Origin of the sequence: Streptomyces sp. NPDC057002 (assembly GCF_042673825.1) — a bacterium.
Lineage (GTDB): Bacteria > Actinomycetota > Actinomycetes > Streptomycetales > Streptomycetaceae > Streptomyces.
Map to the genome: position 1 here is coordinate 1,260,627 of NZ_JBHURZ010000001.1, position 20,185 is coordinate 1,280,811.

At 72.4% G+C, this 20,185-nt stretch carries 17 protein-coding genes, 1 tRNA gene and 1 pseudogene; 8 read left to right on the forward strand and 11 right to left on the reverse strand.

The annotated features are described in order from the left end of the window. Positions 1–58: 58 nt before the first annotated feature. The gene (fxsA, locus tag ACFT32_RS05635) at positions 59–253 is read right to left on the reverse strand and encodes an FxSxx-COOH cyclophane-containing RiPP peptide (RefSeq protein ID WP_311128909.1); all 195 of its coding nucleotides are present in this window, start codon (positions 251–253) and stop codon (positions 59–61) included. A 198-nt stretch (positions 254–451) separates the two neighbouring features. Here fxsA and ACFT32_RS05640 point away from each other — a divergent pair, with 198 nt between their 5' ends. Together ACFT32_RS05640 and ACFT32_RS05645 are read left to right on the forward strand one after the other, a co-directional pair. Beyond that, a complete protein-coding gene (locus tag ACFT32_RS05640) occupies positions 452–1,684 on the forward strand; it encodes an FxsB family cyclophane-forming radical SAM/SPASM peptide maturase (protein ID WP_382486152.1) in 1,233 nt (410 codons plus the stop codon). Between the two features lie 5 nt (positions 1,685–1,689). After that, positions 1,690–3,051 (forward strand): aKG-HExxH-type peptide beta-hydroxylase, encoded by a 1,362-nt coding sequence (locus ACFT32_RS05645; protein WP_382486154.1) that lies wholly within the window; start codon positions 1,690–1,692, stop codon positions 3,049–3,051. A gap of 90 nt (positions 3,052–3,141) precedes the next feature. Here ACFT32_RS05645 and ACFT32_RS05650 read toward each other — a convergent pair whose 3' ends face one another. Then, positions 3,142–3,219, reverse strand: a complete 78-nt coding sequence (locus ACFT32_RS05650; RefSeq protein ID WP_370443954.1) for a 50S ribosomal protein bL37 — start codon at positions 3,217–3,219, stop codon at positions 3,142–3,144. Between the two features lie 232 nt (positions 3,220–3,451). On the opposite strand from ACFT32_RS05650, the gene ACFT32_RS05655 reads away from it, so the two are divergent. Both ACFT32_RS05655 and dapE read left to right on the forward strand, forming a co-directional pair. Continuing rightward, positions 3,452–4,918: an amino acid permease gene (locus tag ACFT32_RS05655; RefSeq protein ID WP_382486156.1), complete on the forward strand. Its 1,467-nt coding sequence runs from the start codon at positions 3,452–3,454 to the stop codon at positions 4,916–4,918. Further along, positions 4,915–5,982: a succinyl-diaminopimelate desuccinylase gene (gene dapE / locus ACFT32_RS05660; protein ID WP_382486158.1), complete on the forward strand. Its 1,068-nt coding sequence runs from the start codon at positions 4,915–4,917 to the stop codon at positions 5,980–5,982. Before ACFT32_RS05655 ends, dapE begins: the two co-directional genes overlap by 4 nt. A 12-nt stretch (positions 5,983–5,994) precedes the next feature. Here dapE and ACFT32_RS05665 read toward each other — a convergent pair whose 3' ends face one another. Then, positions 5,995–7,596 carry a PucR family transcriptional regulator gene (locus ACFT32_RS05665; RefSeq protein ID WP_382486159.1) on the reverse strand — a complete coding sequence of 534 codons (1,602 nt, stop codon included), beginning with the start codon at positions 7,594–7,596 and terminating at the stop codon, positions 5,995–5,997. A 157-nt stretch (positions 7,597–7,753) separates the two neighbouring features. Here ACFT32_RS05665 and ACFT32_RS05670 point away from each other — a divergent pair, with 157 nt between their 5' ends. Continuing rightward, a complete protein-coding gene (locus ACFT32_RS05670; RefSeq protein ID WP_382486161.1) occupies positions 7,754–8,692 on the forward strand; it encodes a chorismate synthase in 939 nt (312 codons plus the stop codon). Continuing rightward, complete coding sequence (gene menC / locus ACFT32_RS05675; protein ID WP_382486163.1) at positions 8,689–9,810, forward strand: o-succinylbenzoate synthase; 1,122 nt, start codon at positions 8,689–8,691, stop codon at positions 9,808–9,810. Before ACFT32_RS05670 ends, menC begins: the two co-directional genes overlap by 4 nt. Before the next feature lie 56 nt (positions 9,811–9,866). On the opposite strand, the gene ACFT32_RS05680 is transcribed toward menC, so the two are convergent. The 6 genes and pseudogenes from ACFT32_RS05680 to ACFT32_RS05705 all read right to left on the reverse strand — a co-directional run bounded on the left by ACFT32_RS05680 (position 9,867) and on the right by ACFT32_RS05705 (position 15,919). Beyond that, positions 9,867–9,940: transfer RNA gene (locus tag ACFT32_RS05680), tRNA-Pro, on the reverse strand. 43 nt (positions 9,941–9,983) lie between these two features. After that, a complete protein-coding gene (locus ACFT32_RS05685; protein ID WP_382486165.1) occupies positions 9,984–10,217 on the reverse strand; it encodes a hypothetical protein in 234 nt (77 codons plus the stop codon). A gap of 176 nt (positions 10,218–10,393) precedes the next feature. Next, positions 10,394–11,001, reverse strand: a pseudogene (locus ACFT32_RS05690) (MFS transporter); the annotation flags it as partial. 40 nt (positions 11,002–11,041) lie between these two features. Next, positions 11,042–12,001 (reverse strand): M28 family metallopeptidase, encoded by a 960-nt coding sequence (locus ACFT32_RS05695; RefSeq protein WP_382486167.1) that lies wholly within the window; start codon positions 11,999–12,001, stop codon positions 11,042–11,044. An 11-nt stretch (positions 12,002–12,012) separates the two neighbouring features. Then, on the reverse strand, positions 12,013–14,781 hold the full coding sequence (locus ACFT32_RS05700; RefSeq protein WP_382486169.1) for a hypothetical protein: 2,769 nt from the start codon (positions 14,779–14,781) through the stop codon (positions 12,013–12,015). Positions 14,782–14,914: 133 nt separating this feature from the next. Continuing rightward, positions 14,915–15,919 (reverse strand): LacI family DNA-binding transcriptional regulator, encoded by a 1,005-nt coding sequence (locus tag ACFT32_RS05705; protein ID WP_382486171.1) that lies wholly within the window; start codon positions 15,917–15,919, stop codon positions 14,915–14,917. Positions 15,920–16,030: 111 nt separating this feature from the next. On the opposite strand from ACFT32_RS05705, the gene ACFT32_RS05710 reads away from it, so the two are divergent. After that, entirely contained in the window at positions 16,031–17,194 is a 1,164-nt protein-coding gene (locus ACFT32_RS05710; RefSeq protein WP_382486172.1) for a Gfo/Idh/MocA family protein, read from the forward strand. 4 nt (positions 17,195–17,198) lie between these two features. On the opposite strand, the gene ACFT32_RS05715 is transcribed toward ACFT32_RS05710, so the two are convergent. After that, positions 17,199–17,810, reverse strand: coding sequence for a TMEM175 family protein (locus tag ACFT32_RS05715; RefSeq protein WP_382486174.1), 612 nt, complete (start codon positions 17,808–17,810; stop codon positions 17,199–17,201). Positions 17,811–17,883: 73 nt separating this feature from the next. Continuing rightward, a complete protein-coding gene (locus ACFT32_RS05720) occupies positions 17,884–18,918 on the reverse strand; it encodes a LacI family DNA-binding transcriptional regulator (RefSeq protein ID WP_382486176.1) in 1,035 nt (344 codons plus the stop codon). Positions 18,919–19,026: 108 nt separating this feature from the next. Between ACFT32_RS05720 and ACFT32_RS05725 the strand changes: the two genes are divergently transcribed. After that, positions 19,027–20,184 (forward strand): phytanoyl-CoA dioxygenase family protein, encoded by a 1,158-nt coding sequence (locus ACFT32_RS05725; RefSeq protein WP_382486178.1) that lies wholly within the window; start codon positions 19,027–19,029, stop codon positions 20,182–20,184. Position 20,185: the final 1 nt, after the last annotated feature.

Genomic DNA, 20,185 nt, shown 5'->3' on the forward strand with positions numbered 1-20,185 from the left:
GGGTTGCCCCTGATCAGGCGGTTTCGCGCTCGACGGTGGCGTCGCCACGCGGTGCCGGTCACTGGCTCTCGCTGAACCCGGTGACGAAGGGATCGCCCGCCGTGCGCCCGGTGCGCAGCCGGCGCAGGGTCTCCCCGAGCACGGAGGGCGGCAGTGCGGCGAGATCGTCCAGCGGCACGTCGGTGAGGTCCAGCACGACGGACTCCAGGGTGGCCTCGCCCTGCTCGGCACCCGCTTCCTCGAGCTCTGCCATGGGCCATCCTCCGCGGCTCGTGTCCAGTGTTGACGTCCCCACAGGGTGGCTTCCGAAACCGGCTACTTTCGGGCGGGGGCCGCGCGGACGACGGAATCTCGATGTTGACGGTCTGTCACCGGCGCCGAATACTGGGCCAAATGGCGTGGCCGGCCGGGTGGGCACCGGGCCGGCCGGCATGCGAACCGGGGGGTACGTATGAATCGACTGCGCCATGCGGAGCCGCCGTGGCCGGTCGCGGACGACGTCGTGGCGAGGGAAGCCGCCGGATGGGTGCCCCTCCCGTTCCACTCCTTCGTACTGAAGATGCACAGCCGCTGCGACCTCGCCTGCCGCTACTGCTACATGTACCGCTCGCACGACACGAGTTGGCGTGAGCAGCCGCGCACCATGGCGCCGGACGTCCTCGACCGCACGGCCGAGCGTGTCGCCGGGCATCTGGCGGCGCACCGGGTGCGCGAGGCCGGGGTGGTGCTGCACGGGGGCGAGCCCCTGCTCGCCGGGGAAGCCGCTCTCGGACGTGCCGCCTCGGTCCTGCGCTCCGCCGTGGGCCCCGGGGTACGGCTGCACCTCGCGCTGCAGACCAACGGCGTACGGCTGACCGAGCGCTGGCTCGACCTGTGCGCCGCGCACGGGATCCGGGTCTCGGTCAGTCTGGACGGCGACCGCGCGGCACACGACCGGCACCGGCGCGGCGCCGACGGGCGGGGCAGCCACGCCCGGGTCGCCGCCGCTCTGCGCCTGCTGGCCGACGGGCCGCATCGCGAGCTGTTCGCGGGCCTGTTGTGCACCGTCGACCTGCGCAACGATCCGGTGCGCTGCTACGAGCACCTGCTGACCTACCGGCCGCCGGCGGTGGACTTCCTGCTGCCGCAGGGCAACTGGCACACTCCCCCGCCGGGGCTGCGGCCCGGCCTGCCGGGCACGCCGTACGCGGACTGGCTGTGGCGGGTGTTCGAACGGTGGTACGGGGCCCGACGGCGGGAGACCCGGGTGCGGCTGCTCGAGGACATGATGACGCTGCTGCTCGGCGGCGCCCCGGAGACGGAGGCGCTGGGTCTGGCCCCGGTGCGGTACGCCGTGGTGGAGACGGACGGCTCCCTGGCCCAGGACGACACGCTGCGCACCGCGTATCACGGTGCCGCGCGGACGGGTCTGCACGTCGGGCGCGATTCCTTCGACGCGCTGCTGCGCCATCCGGGTGTGGCGGCCCGCCAGTGGGGCGCCGACGGGCTGTCCGCGCAGTGCCGCGACTGCCGGCTGCTGCGGGTGTGCGGGGGCGGCCACTACGCCAACCGCTACCTGCCGGCCACCGGGTTCGCCAACCCCAGTGTCTACTGCGCCGATCTGACCGCTCTGATCGACCGGGTCAGGGAGCGGCTGGCCGGGGACCTGGACCGGCTGCGCGGCGCCCCGGCGGAAGCCGCATGAGGCCCATGCCGCTCCGTGTGCCCGGCAGGCTCTTCACCGCGCTCGCGACGGGCGGCGGCGGGGCCGAGGCCCTGGAGCTGCTCGCGCGCGCCGAGTACAGCCGCCGCCTGGCCTGCGCCCACGCCGTCACCGAGGCCGCCCGTGGCATCGGCGACGGCGTGGCCGATACGGCCGGACAGGCCTGGGAACTCCTCGCCGCCGCCCATCGGGCCGATGCCCGGGCGGTGTCGGCGGTCCTGTCGCACCCGTCGGCCGGCACCGCGCTGATCGGCCTGCTGGCCCGCCTGGACCGCGTCGTCGAGGGCGAGGCGGGGGCCGATACTGCGAGCGAGCCGCCGATCCAGCGCTTCAGCGCACTCGCCGCGGCCGCGGCGGTCCGCGCGGGTGTGCCCGCACGGGTGCGGTGGCCTCTGACGACGGACCTGGTCTTCCTGCCCTCGCTCGGTGGTGCGCGCTTCCCCGGCGCCTGCCCGGGTGACGTGGCCGAGGTGCTGGTCGGTGCCGCCGGAGGGGCACGGATCGGGGTGGCGGGGCGGAGTGCCGTGCCCGGTCCGGTCGACGTGCCCCGGGCCCCGTACGGCTCGGCGGGACGGTGGCGGGCTGCGCACCGGCTCCTGGTACTGGACACCGGAGCACCGCTGCTCCTGGACGACCTCGACCCGCTGCGCTTCCCGGGTGTACAGGAACCGCCCCTGGGCCTGACGGCGGACGAGCTGCGCTGGTGGCAGGCCACGACCCGGGAAGCCTGCGACATACTCCGGTCCCACCACCCGGTGACCTACGCCGAACTCGCCGCCGGCCCCCGCACCCTGGTCCCCCTCGACAGCAGCGGCAGCTTCAGCGGCAGCAGCGCGGAGGCGTTCGGCTCCATGGCCCTGTCCCGGCCCCGCACCGGGCGCGGTCTCGCCCTGTCCATCGCCCACGAGTTGCAGCACAGCAAGTTCGCCGCCGTACTGCACCTGTTCGACCTGTTCGAGCCCGGCGGCGGGGAGCGCTACTACGCGCCGTGGCGCCCCGACCCGCGGCCCCTGCTCGGGCTGTTCCACGGGGCGTACGCGCACCTGGGCGTGACGGACTTCTGGAACCGCCGGCGGGCCGTGGAACAGGACCCCGGGGAACTCGCCCGGGCCGAGGCCCAGTTCGTCCGCTGGCGCACCGGCGCCCGGGAAGCCACGGAGGTCCTGCTGGCCTCCGGCCGCCTCACGCCCTTGGGACAGCGCTTCGCCCGGACGATGCTGGAGACCCTCGACGGCCTGTGCCGCCTCCCGGTACCGGCCGAGGCCCGGCGCCGGGGGCTGGCCCTGGCGGCGGAGCACCGGGCGGAGTGGGTACGCAGGAACGGGGTGCCGGAGGCGCTGCTGATCTGACGGACCTGGTCGTACCCCGCCGGCGAACGCGTTCGGGTGGGTGGCGCATGCCACCCACCCGAAATGCGTCGGCGCGCCCGCAGGACTTTCTCAGGACTGCGGACGGCTGCCGTGGTTCGCGCCGTTCTTGCGGCGGGCCTTCTTCTTGCGACGTCGCTTCGAGGACATCGAACCTCCTCTTTCTTGCTTTTCTGGCTTTTTGCTCACTGTCCACCGGATTGTCGCATCCGATGATCACAGAGCGCCTTTCCAGCCGTCGCCACGGCAAACCCATGTGCGCGAGGCATTGGCCGGAAGGCCAAAGCGGCCTCCGTCGCCTTGGCCGACGCGCACACCCCTCTCCACGCCCCCGTTCCGCATCATCAAGGGCCGAAGCGGGAGTCGTGGGAGGAGTGAACGCGTGGACAGTGTGCGAACCAGGCCGCGGAGATCCGTTGGCGAGGCCGGTATCCGCGGCAGGCTGACACGGCGGCGGGACGTCGCCGATCTGGTGGCGGAGGCCGGCGGCGGTCAGCTCCGCCGGACCATGGGGCTCACCCAGCTCACGCTGCTCAGTGTGGGTGCCACGCTGGGCACCGGGATCTTCGTCGTGCTCGGCCAGGCGGTGCCCGAAGCGGGCCCGGCCGTGGTGTTCTCCTTCGTGCTCGCCGGGCTCACCGCGCTGTTCTCCGCCCTGTCCTACGCCGAGCTGGCCGGCATGATCCCCGGTGCCGGGTCCTCGTACAGCTACACCTACGCCACGCTCGGCGAGCTGGCCGCCTGGGTCTGCGGCTGGTGCCTGGTGCTGGAGTACGGCGTCTCGGTGGCCGCCGTCGCGGTCGGCTGGGGCCAGTACGTGAACGAGCTGCTGGAGCTCACCGCCGGCTGGACACTGCCCGCGTCGCTGGCCGCCCCGCCCGGCGCGGGCGGCGTGCTGAACATCCCGGCCGCCGCGATCGTCGCCCTCGCCATGATGGTGCTGTTGCGCGGTTCCCGGCAGAGCGCTGTCGTGAACGCGGTCATGGTGGCGGTGAAGGTGGCGGCCCTCGCGCTGTTCTGCGCCGTCGCGTTCACCGCGTTCCGCGCCGGCAACTTCCAGCCGCTGTTCCCGCTCGGCATGGCCGGGGTGAGCGCGGGCGCCGCCTCGCTGTTCTTCTCGTACATCGGCTTCGACGCCGCCTCGACCGCCGGTGAGGAGGCGAAGAACCCACAGCGCGACCTGCCGCGCGCCATCCTTCTCTCCCTCGGGCTGATCACCGCGCTGTACTGCGCGGTGGCCGTCGCGGCGGTCGGCGCGATGCCGTGGCAGCGGTTCGCGGGTACCGAGGCCACCCTCAGCGAGGTGCTGGTCCACTCGGTCGGCGGTGGCGATCTGTGGCCCGTCCTGCTGTCCATCGGGGCGGTCGTCGCCACCACGAGCGTCGTGCTCGCCGTGCAGTACGGGCAGACCCGCGTCCTGTTCTCGATGGCGCGTGACGGTCTCGTCCCGCCGCTGTTCGCCAAGGTCCACGCACGGACCGGAGTGCCCCGCGCCAACATCGTCATCGTGTCCGCGTTCGTGATGGTGCTCGCCGCCCTGGTACCGCTGGGCGCGCTCGCCGACGCCACCAGCATCGGCACACTGTTCGCCTTCGCACTGGTCAACGGTGCCGTTCTGATCCTGCGCCGGCGCAGCCCCGGCGCGCCGCGCAGCTTCCGGGTGCCGCTCGCGCCCCTGACCTGCACGCTGGGCGCCCTGTGCTGCGGATACGTGATGTGGGGACTCGGCGCCGCCACCTGGACCGCGTTCGGCCTGTGGATGGCCGCCGGAATGGCCGTCTACGCGTTCTACGGCATCAGGCACTCCCGGCTCGGCCGGGACGCGCCTCAGAAGGAGAGCACCGAATGATCCCGCTGGACCCGGTGAATGCGCTGGACCTGGTGGGCCTGGCCCGAGCCCTCGTGGACACCCCCTCCGAGAGCGGCGAGGAGGCCCGCCTCGCCGACGCCGTGGAGTCCGCGCTGCGCGCGCACCCGCACCTCACCGTCGTACGCATCGGCAACTCCGTCGTGGCCCGCACCGATACGGGCCGCGCCGAGCGCGTGATCATCGCCGGACACCTGGACACCGTCCCGGCCGCCGGGAACCTGCCCTCCCGGCTGGACGGCGAGCGGCTGTACGGGCTCGGGGCGTGCGACATGAAGGGCGGCGTCGCCGTCGCCCTGCGGCTCGCCGCCGGCCTCGCCGCACCGGTGCGGGACGTGACGTACGTCTTCTACGAGTGCGAAGAGGTCGCCGGCGACCGGAACGGTCTGAAGCGCATCGCCGCCGACCGCCCCGACCTGCTCGAAGCGGACCTCGCCGTCCTCATGGAACCGTCCGACGCGGGCGTCGAGGCGGGCTGCCAGGGCGTGCTGAACGCGGACATCATGGTGCGCGGCGAGCGTGCCCACACCGCCCGCTCCTGGAGGGGCGTCAACGCCGCGCACCGGGCGTCCGCCGTGCTCCGGCGCCTCGACGAGCACAGCGCCGAGCGGATCGTCATCGACGGACTGGAGTACCGCGAGGGGCTGAACGCGGTCGCCGTCCGCGCGGGCATCGCCGACAACGTCGTCCCCGACACCTGCGTGATCAGCGTCAACCTGCGTTTCGCGCCGAGCCGTTCGCCCGAGCAGGCGGAGGCGTATCTGCGCGCACTGTTCCCCGAGTACGAGGTGGAGGTCACCGAGGTGGTGCCGGGGTCCCTGCCCGGGCTCGGCCGGGGACCGGTTGCCTCGCTGGTCGAGGCCCTGGGTGCGGTGCCCCGCCCCAAGCTGGGCTGGACGGACGTGGCCCGCTTCACCGCGCTCGGCACGCCCGCGCTCAACTACGGCCCCGGCGACCCGACGCTGGCGCACACCGCCGGGGAGTACGTGCACATCGGGCAACTGCTGGAGTGCGAGCGGCGGCTCGCCGCCTGGCTGAGCGGCTGACCACCCACGGCGTCAGAACGGGCCGGTGCCGCTCAGCCCCCCGAGCGTGCGCAACTGCAGCCACAGCACCAACCGCTCGTCCGGGTCGTCAAGATCGACACCGAGGTGCTGCTGCGCCTGTCTGAGGCGGTACCGGCAGGTGTTGGGGTGGACGGCGAGCAGCCTGGCCGCCCGCGCGACGTCGCACCCGGCGTCCAGCCAGCACACCAGGGTCCTGGCGTAGTCCGTGCCGTGCCCGGCGTCGTACGCCAGGACCTCCCGCCAGGACCCGGCCGTCAACGCCCGCTGCCCGGCCATGAGTTCCCGCAGCCGCAGCAGCGTGACCCGGGCCCGTACCTCCGTCACGACGGCGACGTCCTCCTCCGGGCCGAGCACCCGCAGCACCATGTCGGCATCGTCCCGCGAGCCGCGCACGGCCGCCGGCTCCGCCACCGCCTCGCCCAGCCCGGCCCGCACCCGGATCCGCAGCGCCTGAGCCGCACGCCGCACGATGTCCTCGGCAAGGCGCCGGTGCCGCTCCTTCCGCCCGCCCGAGCCGCTCGGCTCCGCACCGGTCACCGGCAGCAGCGCATACACCCGCCCGTCGACCAGCACGCACGCGTGCCGCCCGTACCGCGCCTCGCAGTGCAGCCGTACGAGGTCGAGCAGCCGCGGCGCGGTCTGTTCCTCGTCGGGTGTGGACTCGGCGCCTTCCAGGGCGAAGGCCACGACCCGTACCGGGGTTCCCTCGGCGAAGCCGAGGCGGTGCGCGGCGCCCGGATCGGCGCTGCCGTCGAGGAGCCGGCGCAGCAGGTCGCCGGTCAGCTGCCTGGACAGCTCCTCGCCGGCCCGCGCCCGCAGCATGAGCAGGGCGGCCGTGGACGCGCCACGGGTGAGCGCCTCCTCGCTGCCGGGGGCGAGCTGTCCGTCGTCGACGACCCACACCGACCCGAGCGTCTCGCCGCCCGCGCGGATCGCCACAGCGAGCCGCGGCAGCTCCTCGCCGTCCAGCGCGGCGAGGCGTACGGGGCCGGGGGCGGCGAACATGACGCGGTACTGCTCGCTGTTCTCGGGGCTGCTCGGCACCTGACGGCCCAGAATGCCCTGCCGCCGGGCCTCGTCGACGGTCTGCCGGGGCAGGGTGGAGTACGCCAGGATCCGCTGCCGGGCGTCCTCGATGACGGTCGCGCCTCCCACTGCCGCGGCCACCGCGTTGGCCAGCGAGAACAGGTCCCCGAACGCCGCGTCGCCGTCCCCCGGGCCCGGCCGGGACCCGATCGCCGAGGCCAGCAGCAGATGGACGTGATGCCAGGCGGCGTCCTCGTCGACGGCGAGCAGCGCGAGGCCGTGGGCCTTCGCGGCGGCCACCGTCTCGGGCCGCGAGACCTCGCCCCGTACGACGAGTCCGGCCACCCCGGCCGCGGCGGCGTCGCGCGCCAGCGGCTCGACCTGGCCCGGCGGCAGCCCGACGGTCAGCACCAGGGCACCGGGCGCGCTGCTCGGGAACGGGTCCCCGTGGCCGTACAGGAGGATCTCGGAGACGGGCGTGGCCAGGCCGTCCGCCGGGGCGGTGAGCACGCGGAGCAGGGGCTCGCCGAGGGTGCCGATCAGTTCCTCGAGGGTGCGGGCGTCCATGGGTGGTCGGGCTCCTGGGACGGTGGTGTAGGGAGGGGTCGGCGGGTTTCTATCGGACCCTGTTCGCGGTCGTCCTTGGCCGATCGCAACAGAGGCACATGCCTTCATTGTGCCTGCCGACAACGGCCGCCCGGCCCCGGCGCCGGAGACTCACTGCATGACACCTGTGACGATCTCCGCCGCCGGGTCCGGGCCGGCGGAAGCACCCCGCGCGGCCGGGGGAACAGCACCCGGTGCCTGGGCGGGCGTCGCCGACGCCGCGGCCCGCACCGCCGGGGTCACGGTCCGTACCGTGCACGACGTGGCCGGTATCCACGCCGTGGCCGGCTTCCTCGCCGACGTGTGGCAGACGCCCAGGGCCACCCCGCCGTACCCGGCCGAGGTGCTGCACAGCCTGGTGCACGCCGGTGGCGCGGTGCACGCCGCGTACGCCGCCGGACCGTCGGGCGAGCGGCTCGCCGGGGCGACGGTGGCGGTGTTCGGCGCGCCCGCCGAGCGGGACGTGTACTCGTTCGTCGCGGCGGCGGCCGGGGCGGGCCGGGGCGTGGGCTTCGCGGTCAAGCAGGCGCAGCGGGTGTGGGCGCTGGAGCGGGGCGCCACCACCATGCGCTGGACCTTCGACCCGCTGGTCCGCCGCAACGCCCGCTTCAACCTGGTCAAGCTGGGCGCGGTCGGCAGCGAGTACCTGGTCGACTTCTACGGGCCGATGAACGACGGCGTGAACGACGGCGACGAAAGCGACCGGCTGACCATCACGTGGAACCTGGCGACGGGGACCACGCGCACGGACGACCCCACCGCGGACCGCTCGGCGGCCGGCGTCGTGACCCGGGCACCGGACGGCGGGCCGCTCGCCCTGCGCGACGCGGACCGGCTGTGGTGCCGGGTGCCCGAGGACATCGTCGCGCTGCGCACCGCCGATCCGGCCCTCGCGCTCGAGTGGCGGCACGCCGTCCGCGGGGTGTTCACCGAGGCGTACGCCGAGGGCCTGCGCGCGACGGCCATGTCACGCGACGGCTGGTACCTGCTGACCCGTTCGCCGTGCGACAGCCCCGGCGAGCCTTCCCACGAGACGTCCCACGAGAGGCAGCGATGAAGCTCGAACGCGTGGAACTGCTCCACGTCGCCATCCCGCTCGTCACCCCGTTCCGCACTTCGTTCGGGACGATGACCAGCAAGGACACCTTCCTGCTGCACGTGGTGACCGACGAGGCCGAGGGCTGGTCGGAATTCGCCGCCGACCCCGAGCCCCTGTACTGCTCGGAGTTCGTCGCCGGCGCCGAGATGGTCGTCCGGGACTTCCTGCTGCCGCGCGTGGCCGCTCTCCCCGAGCCTACGACGGCGGCCGTCGCCCCCGCCATGGCCTCCGTCAAGGGCCACGAGCTGGCCAAGGCGGCCCTGGAAACCGCCCTCCTCGACGCCGAACTCCGCGCCTACGGAATGTCTTTGGCGACGTTCCTGGGATCGGTGCACGAACGGGTGCCCGCGGGCGTCTCGGTCGGCATCAAGAACTCCGTGCCCGAACTGCTGGACGACGTCGAGCGCTACCTCGCCGAGGGCTACCTCCGTATCAAGCTGAAGATAGAGCCGGGCTGGGACGTGGAGCCGGTGGGCGCGGTACGCGAACGCTTCGGCGACGCACTACCGCTCCAGGTCGACGCCAACACCGCCTACACGCTCGCCGACGCCGACCATCTGCGGCAACTCGACGCCTTCGGGCTGCTGCTGATCGAGGAGCCGCTGGAGGAGAACAACCTCCACGCCCACGCCCGGCTCCAGCAGCGCCTGCGCACCCCGGTCTGCCTCGACGAGTCGATCCACTCGGCGCGCGACGCCGCGTCCGCGATCGCGATGGACGCCTGCCGGGTCGTCAACGTCAAGCCGGCCCGCGTCGGCGGCTATCTCGAAGCCCGACGCATCCACGACGTGTGCGCCGCCCAGGGCGTGCCGGTGTGGTGCGGCGGCATGCTGGAGACGGGCATCGGCCGCGCTCCCAACCTGGCGCTGGCCGCCCTCCCGGGCTGCACCCTTCCCGGCGACACCTCTGCCTCCCGCCGCTACTTCGCGGAGGACATCACGGAACCCTTCACCCTCCACGACGGCCACCTCCCCGTACCCACGTCCCCGGGCATCGGGATCACCCCCCTCCCGGACGCCCTCGCACGCTTCACGACGTCGAGGCGGGAGCTGTACGCGACAGGGCCCCGAACATGACCGAGGGCCGGTTCCGGATGCCTCCGAAACCGGCCCTCAGCCGCGACTCTCACAAGTCGGGACGACAGGATTTGAACCTGCGACCCCTTGACCCCCAGTCAAGTGCGCTACCAAGCTGCGCCACGTCCCGATGCGTCTCGCGCGGGTGAACCGCGTGATCACGCAGGTCAACCCTACCGCACCCGGGGAGGGGCCTCGGCCTCGCGGCCCTCGTGGGGGCTCCGGCCGATCTGGGCCCCGGCCCGGCCGGCGAGGCCCACGGTCGAGACGGCGACGGCGAGGACGGCCCACCAGGGGATCTCCGCCTTGGTCGCGTGGCCGGCGCAGGCCGCGACGGCCAGGAGTGCCGGGACGGCACCCCCGATCAGTCCGGCACGCCGGACGAGTCGGTGCCGCGTCTCGTCCACGTCGTGTTCCCCCTTCGCCTGCGCGATCGCGCGCCCTGGGGAGCTCGACTCCCGGGCATATGCCGCAAACAATACGCTAAGTCGACGGTAACTCCCTACCAGGGCATACAGGTTGAGACGGACACGGGCGATGCACCCCTTATCGCCTGATGTCTGCCGACACCCACGTGGTCCGCTCCCCCGGTCAGTGCGCGCCGATCAGCGCCCGGCCCGAACACGGCCCCGAAGCGGCCCATGCCGGAGGTCCAGCCGACGGCGGTGGCACGGCTCTGAGGGGCCGAGCGGATGGAGACGGTCGCATAGACCATGGTCTGGGCGCTGTTGAGGAAGACGCCGGTGAGGAAGACGACCGTGAAGGTCAGCGCGAGCGGCATGGTGAGGGCGGAGCCGAGTTCGTAGCCCTCGCCGCGCATCAGGGTGGGCAGCCAGGTGGCGACGCCGTAGACGAGGAGCAGGCCGCTCGGGCAGGTACTTCGCGAGCACCGGCACGAAGAGCAGTGGGGCGACGCAGACCCAGAACGCGGCGCGCCAGCCGAGCGGCTCGACGACCCAGGGCCACGTAGGCGGAGAGGATGCCGCCGGTGTGGTGGGCCGTCATCAGCAGGCCGATGGTGAGGGCGCCGCGGCCGCGCGGGGCGTAGTCGGAGTCCATGCTGATCGCGGTGGGCAGCAGACCTCCGAGACCGATGCCGGCCAGGGTGCGGCCGAGGCCGTACACCGCGACGCCGTTCGCGATCGCGCACAGGCCGGAGGCCAGGGAGAAGAGGGTGACGCAGCCGACCATTGTCGGCCAGATTGCCCGCAGGCGCTCATTCAGGGAGGACTCACGCAGGCAGGGCTTCGGCCAGTACGGTCGCCAGGGTGAATCTCGTGATGTCCGCGAGATAGCCGTAGTCGAGCGTGTCCGGGGCGTCGGAGGTCCGGTGGTAGTGCGGGTTTCCCTCCCCTTCGTACGCACCGATCGCCACGTCGCCCCGCGCTTCGAACGGCATGTAGTCACTGGCGAAGATGGGGCCCAGTCGCACCGGCAGCGCCGTGTGGTCCGCCGCCGCCTGCGCCATGACCTCGCCGAAGGCGTGCGAGGCGGCGTCGTTGCCCGGCACGGCGTTCCCCAGGTCGCGCTCCACCGTCACGGTGCCGTCCGCGGGAGGTCTGCCCACCATGTCCAGGTTCACCACCCGCAGGGCCGAGACCCCCGCGGCCTGGAGCGCCGCCGCGTACGCCGTGGCACCCCAGAGCCCCTGTTCCTCGCCCGAGAAGGCCACGAACCGGACCGTGCCGCCCAGGGCGACCGGGGCGAGCAGGCGGGCGATCTCCAGGGTCGCGGCCACCCCGCTGGCGTTGTCGTCCGCGCCCGGCGCGCGGGCCGTGGCGTCGTCCGGGTTCTGCATACGGCAGTCGTAGTGGGCGCACAGGATGATGACGGGCCCGTCGACCGCCGTGCCGGGCTTGGTGCAGATCACGTTGTCGGCGCTGTGACCGGCGTTGGTCCAGGTGCGTCTGGTCACCTCCGGGTATCCCGCCGCCGACAGGCGGCCGGCGACCTCGTCGGCCGCCGGTCCGATGAACGGCGAGAAGGTGTGCCGCGTCGGGAAGTCCGCCAGGACCTCCACGGTGTCGCGCAGCGCGTCCGCCGACACCGAGGCGACGAGCGGGGCGATCGACTCGTCCGCCCGCTTGCCCGCCACCCCGCGTTCCGCCGGTACGAAGGGTTCGGCGGGGCTGGGCGGATGGCCCTTGAGCGGTGGCGCGAGGGGCAGGCCCTCGAGTACGTCGCGGTCCATCTCCCGTCTCCTCAGCCGGCGTGGCGGGCGGGTCGGCAGTAGGCACAGCCGTTGTAGCCGCGGGCGAGCGCGTCCTCGGCGCGCAGGAAGGGCACCTTGCTGCCGGCGCCGAGCCTGGACCAGTGCGGGCAGGTGGAGATGTGCAGTTCGCCGCTGTGCGGGTTGCCGAAGAAGAAGTCCTCCAGTTCCCGCACGGCCGTGATCTGGATGGTCATCCGCCCCGCAAGCTGACCGTCCTGGTACTGGGTGGCCACGAACGGATAGAGCCGGAGATGCTCCGCGTGCTGGGAGAAGTCGATCGTGATGTCGGCCGCCACCCGGTCGTCGGGCTCCAGCGTGAACCCGTCGACGACGGCCGTTCCGCCTCCGGGCATCTCCAGCGTGGAGCGCACGGCGCCCGTCTCGGTCACGGTGCAGCCGGTCAGCTCCGCGTTCTGCGTGACGCGGGTCAGCGTGCGGATCGAGACCCGGGTGTCGTCCGGCAGGGCCGTCGCGTCCAGCTGCCAGGAACCGGTGGTCTTGGCGAGGCCGCCGCGCAGCGTGCTCGCCATGTGCGTCTTGCCGCCCGGTACGGCCAGCTGCGGCACCACGTTCCGCTGCGCCACGTTGTTGTCGAACCGGACCAGCTGACCGTGTGGCACGGGCCCGTTGAGGGTGGCGGTGATGGCGGGGTCGGGGGCTCCGTGCACGACCGCGACCAGGCATTCCTGGTCGGCGATCTGCGGGGTCCACACGAGCGGTCCCACCCGCACCGCCCCGCCCGCGGGGATCGGCTGGTCGATCACCAGACTGCCCAGCGACCGGAAGTGCGTCGGCCAGAGCATCCCCGTGCCCGGATCGCACGCGAACGCCTCCACCTGGAACGCTCCGCTCGCGGCTTCCTGGATTCCTCGGTTGTGCACCCGTACATAGAGGAAGTTGGGCCGGTTGCCGATGGGCGGCTCGTGACCGAGCTCGGGATTGTCCCCGGTGCTGATGTCGTTGTTGCGGACCCAGATGTCCGGCGACGTCCAGAACGGCACACCGCTCGGCACGGCGCCGAGGTCGGCGGGGTTGTCGCCGATGTAGACGTCCACCGGCCGCGGTGCCCACAGTCCCTGGTTCACGAAGGCCTCGTCCATCACCTTGCTGTAGAGGCCGCCGGTGAGCGTGGAGTCGGCCGTGATGCAGCCTCTGGCCATACTCACGGCATGGCCGCGGGCCGAGGTTGTGTCGTCCGGCACGATGAGCAGCATTTCCAGCATCGTCCTGTTGATCGCGTCGGCCGCCGCGATCCGTACAGCGGGATCGGGCGAGTCGCCTCCCATGCCCAGGTAGCACCGCCACAGTGCCGTGCCGAGCATCGAGTTGCGCAGGTTGAAGTCGAAGCCGTTGAACGCCGGCGCGTCGAAGCGCTGAGGGAGGTCGAGCCGTCGCACCGTGCTCCACTGGTCGGTCGCGTTGTTGTCGAAGGGGAACGTCTCCGTGCGCCGGTGTCCGTGGGGGTTGAACCGGTCGCGGTAGATCGCGGGGAGCGCGTCACAGACGCTGTGCTCATACGCGAGAGAGCCACCGTGCTGGGCGTCCAGCCACTGGAACACGCCGTGGACGTACTCGTGGGCGATGACCCCGAGGTCGCCCGAGTCGGGTGCGCCGCCCTCGCCGAAGCGGATCCGCGGGGGCGTCGCCGAGCCGAGCCACGAGCTCTGGTCGGCGCCGTTGTGGGCCTGGGCGTCCACGTCGACCTTGACCATGTTGGTGTTGAGCGCCCTGTTGCCCAGACCGCGCAGGTAGCGCGCGAAGGAGTCGAGCCAGTAGTAGGCGTTGGCGCTCAGGAAGGCACGGTCGGCGGGGTAAGTCCGGTAGGAGAAGTGCGGCGACGTCTCCTCCGGCTGGGGGAAGGCCGGGCTGTCCCGGTCGATACACCTGAACCAGTCCCCGTCGAGCCGGAACCTGCCCCCGACGGCGGGAGCGACCTCCGCTTGGACGTCGTGGCAGAGGGCGTCGAGGGTGGCCGTGCTGGAACGGCCGTGCACCGTGCCGTCGTCGGACTCGGTCACGGGGTCGGGCATGAAGACCTTGAGATCTGCCGTCACATATTTCCCCGCGAGGGCGAGCCACAGCAGTTTCCCGGACACGGCGTCCATGACGACCCGGAAATGCTCGAAGGGGCCGGTGGTCTCGACGAGCAGATCGTGCACGAGATGGAGGGCGCCGTCGGGCTTCCGCCCCTTTTTCAGCAGGGCGATCGACGCGGTGGGATAGTCGGTCTCCGGCAATGGGGGCCTGGTCGTGTCCCGCAGATACACCAGCTCGTCCCTGACGATGCCGACGGACGCGAAATCGCCCTGGAACGGCGCGAGGGCGTTCTTCCGCACGGCGTCGAGCGGCTGGGCCGTGCCGGGGTCGGGGGCATCCGTGACATCGACCTCCGCCGTGTGGTCGACCTGGATGACGGCGGCCTGTTTCACATCGGCGACGGCCTGAACGGTGGCGCCCACGATCGGCAGGTCGTGGTGGAACTGCTGGTAGCGCACGCGCAGGGTGGCCGCGCCTTCGGCCGAATCCATCTCCCGCAAGTCCAGGCCGCCGGTCTTGAGGTCGCTGGACCGCGCTTTCATGAAACGGTCGATGGCCTTGCGAGCCGTCGGGGCGCGGGTCAGGGTCGCCCCGGGATCCGCGTAGGCCCGCAGAACACCGTCGGCGTCCGCGTGTTCACCCACATCCGGAACCATTCTCAGCGGCTTGTCGGCCTCCGGGCCCGGCATGTTCCTCTGCTGTTCGGCGCGGTGCGGATCCATGATGCCTCCTCCAGTGCATCTGGAGGGAAAGGAAGAAAACGCCAAGCCGCCTTGGCATTCTCGGATTTGGGGGTGTCGGGATAAATTCTAGTCCCGCCGGTCAGGAGCGGCGACTCGGGAAATCCCGCCGGAATCAGCCTCGTTGAAAACGAAACGTGGTTCCGCGGACTTCCAGCGTCGGCGTCGCCAGGTGCACGCGTCCCTCTCCCCCGGGCCGTTCGAAACGGTCGAGGAGGAAGCGGGCGGCGCGGCGGCCGACCTCGTGGCCGGCGTTGTCGACGGTGGTGAGCCAGAGATGGCGCAGCCGGGAGATGCTCGTGTTGTCGTAGCCGACGAGGGACACGTCGTGCGGGACGCGCAGGCCCAGTTCCTCCGCCGCAGAGAGGGCGCCGACACAGGTGATGTCGTTGACGGCGAAGACGGCCGTGGGCCGGTCGGGGCGGTTGAGGAGGCGGACGGCGGCGCGGTAGCCGCCCTCCTCCGTCATGTCGCCGGTCTCGACGACGGCCCGGTCCGCCAGGCCGTGCTCCCGCATCGTCGCCTCGAAGCTGCGGCGGCGCAGTTCGCCGACGGCTCCGTAGCCGGCGAGATGTGCGATGCGGCGGTGGCCGAGGCCGATGAGGTGCTCGGTGACCAGCCGGGCGCCCTTCTCGTCGTCGCCCGCGACCTGGTCCACCCCGGGCGGCACCGGCTCGCGGGCACCGGCCAGGACGACCGGCATCCGCGCGGCGACCGCGCCGAGGGCCGCCGGGTCGGGCAGGGTGCCGACCACGACCAGCCCGTCCACACGCAGGTCCAGCAGCGGGTCGGCCGGGTCCTGGCCGGTGCGGCGGTTGAGGCGCGCGTCGGCCAGCAGCATGTGCAGGCCGTGGGCGTGCAGCAGGGAGTTCAGGCCGTCGAGGAGGTCGACGAACCAGGGGTTGCGCAGATCGTTCAGCAGCACGCCGACCGTGCGGGTGCGCTGTTCGCTGAGACTGCGGGCGGCGGCGTTGGGCCGGTAGCCCAGCTCCCGGGCGGCCCGGAGCACGGCTTCCCGCTTCTCGGGACGTACCTGGTCGGAGCCGCGCAGCGCCAGGGAGACCAGCGACTTGGAGACGCCGGCCCGTTCGGCCACGTCACGGATCGTCGGCGGTCTCATGGGATGGACCGTTCCATGCGGCTCACCGGCTTGTCAAAGGGTTGACAGGCACGGGAAACCGCGCTCAGGGTGGGCTGGACAGGTTCTGGAACGGTCCAAAGAGGGGCTCTCATGGTGGACACGCTCGGCGTCGCCGTCATCGGTTTCGGCTGGATGGGGCGGGTGCACACCCAGGCGTACGCGCGGGTGCGGCACCACTATCCGCGGCTGCCCCTCGTCCCGGAGCTGGTGACGGTCGCCGAGGAGGTGCCTGGCCGGGCCGAGGAGGCCGCCGCGCAGTTCGGCTTCGCCTCGACGACGCGTGACTGGCGCGACGTGGTCGCCGACCCTCGGGTGAAGGCGGTCAGCATCACCGCGCCGAACTTCCTGCACCGCGAGATCGGCGTCGCCATGGCCGAGGCGGGCAAACACATCTGGATCGAGAAGCCGGTGGGGCTGACCGCCGAGGACGCCGGCGCGGTGGCGGACGCGGTGGCGAAGGCGGGTGTGCAGGGCACCGTCGGCTTCAACTACCGCAACGCGCCCGCTGTCGAGGCGGCCCGCGAGCTGATCGCCTCGGGAGAGATCGGCACGGTCACGCATGTGCGCATCCGGCTGTTCAGCGACTACGCGGCTCATCCCGAGGGCGCGCTGACCTGGCGGTACGAGCGGGAGCGGGGCGGCAGCGGGGTGCTGGGCGATCTGGCCTCGCACGGCACCGACCTGGCCCGGCATCTGCTCGGTGACATCACGTCCCTCACCGCCGACACCGCGGTCTTCCTGCCCGAGCGGGCCCGCCCGACCGGCGCCACCGCGGGCCACAGCCGCGCCTCCGGCGGCGAGGTCGGCCCCGTCGAGAACGAGGACTACGTCAGCTGTCTGCTGCGCTTCGCCTCCGGGGCGCGCGGAGTGCTGGAGGCCTGCCGGGTCTCGGTCGGCGAGCAGAACAACTACGGCTTCGAGGTGCACGGCACGAAGGGTGCGGTGTTCTGGGACTTCCGCCGTATGAACGAACTGGGCGTCAGCCGCGGCACGACGTACCAGGACCAGTCCGTCACCACGGTGTACGTCGGTCCGGGCCACGGCGAGTTCGCCGCGTTCCAGCCCGGTGCGGCGAACTCGATGGGGTACGACGACCTGAAGGTCATCGAGGCGTACCGCTTCCTGCGCTCGGTCGCGGAGGGCACCCCGCACGGGGCGACACTCACGGACGCCGTGCACAGCGCCGCCGCGCTGGACGCGATGGCGCGGTCGGCGGCCAGTGGCGCGTGGGCGGACGTGTCCGCGCGGGCATGACGTCTCAGGTCTGCTTCTGGAGGCGGCGGCCGAGGAGGAACCTCACCGGGACGAGGACGAGCCACAGCCACATGGCATGGGAGCCGATCACCAGGGCCAGCGGGACGGTCACGGCGAACACCGCCACCATCGTGGCGCTGTCGAGGAGGTAGAGCGTCGTGCCGGCCTCCGACGGGGTGCCGTGGCGGAGCCAGGGGCGTTTGGCCAGGAGGGCGGCGAGCGCCAGGTGGCCGGCGCCCATCGCGGCGACCGCCGCCGCGTAGACGGCGACCGAGACGGGCTCGTCGCCGTACTCCGCGAGCAGCCTGGTCGGAAAGGGCACCAGGGCCGCGACCCCCAGTCCGGCGATGGACAGGGTGATCACCTGTCCGTCGACCTCCCGCACATCACGGAAGATCCTTCGGTGGTCGTGCCAGAAACTGCCGAGCACCGTGACGCTGAGCACGTAGGCCCCGAGGTCCGGGAGCAGCCGGCGCAGGGCCTGGTCGTACTGGTCCGCGTCCAGTCCGCGCGGTACGTAGAGGTCCAGGACCAGCAGCGTGATGGCGATGGCGAACACACCGTCGGCGAGCGTCAGCAACCGGTCGGGGCCGCCGTCCGGGCGCGATGTCCACATGAGGACGACGGTAAGGGCCGCGCCGCGTCACGTTCGGCATCCACGCCCGGCCGTATGCCGTCCTCACCCCGCCTCACACACCCGCGGCCTGCGGCGGCATGTTGTACGGCGTCACCACCTGGATCGCGGACGGCAGGGTCGGGCCCGCCGGCGGCAGCGCGTCGTGCGCCCGCATCACGGTGTGGCAGGCCTCGCGCACGTCCTGGCGCAGGTCGTGGTGGAGCACGGCGGACAGGCGGTGCTCGCGCAGCAGCCGGGTGTTGTCGTGATCGAGGTCGTGCGCGACGAACACGGCGCACTCGCGGCCGAGGTCCTCGAACGCCCTGAGCGTGGCGATGTTGCCCCCACCGATCGAGTACACCGCGCGGATCTCCGGGTCGCGTTCCAGGGCGGCCCGCACGAGGTCGTACTGGGTGGCGTCCAGGCCCTGCCCCTCGGCGATCTCGACCAGCGTGCGCTCGGGGTGCCGGGCGCGCATCCCGCCGCGGAAGCCCATCTCGCGCTCCTCCTCGTTGCGGAAGAAGCCGCTGCTGAGGCTGGTGAGGATGTTGCCCGGCCGGTCGCCGAGCCACTGTCCCATCAGATACGCGGCCGTCGCCCCGGCCGCCCGGTCGTCGATGCCGACATAGGCGCGGCGGGCGCTGGCGGGCAGGTCGGTCACCAGGGTCACGACCGGGATGCCGGCCGCTTCGAGCCGGCCGACGGCCGCGGTGACCTCGGGGACGTCCGGGGCCTTGAGGATCACGCCCTGCGAGCCGCGCCGGGCGATCCGGTCGAGGTTCCGCACCAGTTCCCCGGCCGGGCCGGTCTCGCGGAAGTGGAAGCGGGAGCGCAGCACCGCCGGGTGCAGGGACGGCAGCTCGGCCTCCAGGGCGGCGCGGATCGCCGTGGTGAAGCGCTCGGGTGCCTGCATCACTATGTCGACCATGAACGTCCGGCCCACCAGCCGGACCTGGGTGCGCTGCCGGTCCAGGTCGGCTATCGCGCGGCGCACCTCCCGCGCGGTGCTCTCCCGCACCCCGCCCCGGCCGTTGAGCACCCGGTCGACGGTCGCCTCGCTCAGTCCCGCCTGCCGGGCGATCTCCCGGATCGGGAAGGGGTGGCCCATGCTCCGGCTCCTTGAGGGGTTTTTGATGGGTCGCTGCTGGTTGTTCGAGGGGTTTGTACTGACAAGAATGACAGGGCTGCGTCGCTCCGTGACCCCGAAGGGACGACGATGTCCTTCACTTCCGTACACCACCGTGCCTGGCTGTCCGAGCAGGACTGCGATCTCGACGCTTTCCGCGCCCTGGTCGAGCAGGCGACGGACCCCGCCGACTATCCGCACGCCTCCGCCGTGGAGCGGAACGTGCCGGTCTACGAGGCCGGTCTGCTCGAGGGCGACCGGGTGGTCCAGGCCGAACTGTCCCGCGCGCTCGCCGACGGCCCCGGCATCGTCGTCTTCCGCGGTGCCTTTCCCGACCCGGAGGTCGTGGACCGGGCCACCGCCGTGTTCGAGGCCCTGATCGCCGAGCAGCGCGCCTCGGGCGCGACGGCCGGTGACCACTTCGCGAAGCCGGGCGCCAACGACCGGGTGTGGAACGCGCTGGAGAAGGCGGCCCTGTACGACGCGGAGGCCTTCGCCGACTACTACGCCAACGAGGTGCTCGCGCTGGTCGCCTCGGCCTGGCTGGGCCCCGGCTACCAGGTCACCTCCCAGCTCAACGTGGTCAACCCGGGCGGCGCCGCGCAGAGCGTGCACCGGGACTACCACCTGGGCTTCCTGCCGAACGAGGTCGCCGCCGCCTACCCCGCGCATGTGCACCGCCTCTCCCCCGTGCTGACCCTCCAGGGCGCGGTCGCGCACTGCGACATGCCGGTGGAGTCCGGGCCGACGATGTATCTGCCGCACTCGCAGAAGTACGAGCCCGGCTATCTCGCCTGGCGGCTCCCCGGGTTCCGGGCGTACTTCGAGGCGCATCAGGTGCAGCTGCCGCTCGCGAAGGGCGACGCGGTCTTCTTCAACCCGGCGCTCTTCCACGCGGCCGGCACCAACCGCTCGGCGGACATCCGCCGCATGGCCAATCTGCTTCAGGTGTCGTCCGCGTTCGGGCGGGCGATGGAGACGGTGGACCGGGAGGCCGTGGCGAACGCGGTGTACCCGGCGCTGCTCAAGCGCGGGGCCGAGGGTGCCGACCAGGCATGGCTGGACCGGGTGATCGCGGCGAGCGCCGAGGGCTACCCCTTCCCCACCAACCTCGACAGCGACCCGCCGGTCGACGGCCTGGCCCCGCCCTCGCAGGCGGATCTCCTGCGCCGGGCGCTGCGCGAGAAGTGGACCCCGGAGGCGCTCCGCGCGGAGCTGCGGGCCGGTACCGAACGGCGAGAGAGCTGAG

Excerpts from the sequence above, each read along its gene's own strand:
- ACFT32_RS05650 (WP_370443954.1), bottom strand. The coding sequence starts at position 3,219 with ATGTCCTCGAAGCGACGTCGCAAGAAGAAGGCCCGCCGCAAGAACGGC.
- ACFT32_RS05640 (WP_382486152.1), top strand. The coding sequence starts at position 452 with ATGAATCGACTGCGCCATGCGGAGCCGCCGTGGCCGGTCGCGGACGAC.
- ACFT32_RS05725 (WP_382486178.1), top strand. The coding sequence starts at position 19,027 with ATGTCCTTCACTTCCGTACACCACCGTGCCTGGCTGTCCGAGCAGGAC.
- ACFT32_RS05710 (WP_382486172.1), top strand. The coding sequence starts at position 16,031 with ATGGTGGACACGCTCGGCGTCGCCGTCATCGGTTTCGGCTGGATGGGG.
- ACFT32_RS05715 (WP_382486174.1), bottom strand. The coding sequence starts at position 17,810 with ATGTGGACATCGCGCCCGGACGGCGGCCCCGACCGGTTGCTGACGCTC.
- dapE (WP_382486158.1), top strand. The coding sequence starts at position 4,915 with ATGATCCCGCTGGACCCGGTGAATGCGCTGGACCTGGTGGGCCTGGCC.
- menC (WP_382486163.1), top strand. The coding sequence starts at position 8,689 with ATGAAGCTCGAACGCGTGGAACTGCTCCACGTCGCCATCCCGCTCGTC.
- ACFT32_RS05665 (WP_382486159.1), bottom strand. The coding sequence starts at position 7,596 with ATGGACGCCCGCACCCTCGAGGAACTGATCGGCACCCTCGGCGAGCCC.
- ACFT32_RS05670 (WP_382486161.1), top strand. The coding sequence starts at position 7,754 with ATGACACCTGTGACGATCTCCGCCGCCGGGTCCGGGCCGGCGGAAGCA.
- ACFT32_RS05705 (WP_382486171.1), bottom strand. The coding sequence starts at position 15,919 with ATGAGACCGCCGACGATCCGTGACGTGGCCGAACGGGCCGGCGTCTCC.
- ACFT32_RS05720 (WP_382486176.1), bottom strand. The coding sequence starts at position 18,918 with ATGGGCCACCCCTTCCCGATCCGGGAGATCGCCCGGCAGGCGGGACTG.
- ACFT32_RS05695 (WP_382486167.1), bottom strand. The coding sequence starts at position 12,001 with ATGGACCGCGACGTACTCGAGGGCCTGCCCCTCGCGCCACCGCTCAAG.
- ACFT32_RS05645 (WP_382486154.1), top strand. The coding sequence starts at position 1,690 with ATGCCGCTCCGTGTGCCCGGCAGGCTCTTCACCGCGCTCGCGACGGGC.
- ACFT32_RS05700 (WP_382486169.1), bottom strand. The coding sequence starts at position 14,781 with ATGGATCCGCACCGCGCCGAACAGCAGAGGAACATGCCGGGCCCGGAG.
- fxsA (WP_311128909.1), bottom strand. The coding sequence starts at position 253 with ATGGCAGAGCTCGAGGAAGCGGGTGCCGAGCAGGGCGAGGCCACCCTG.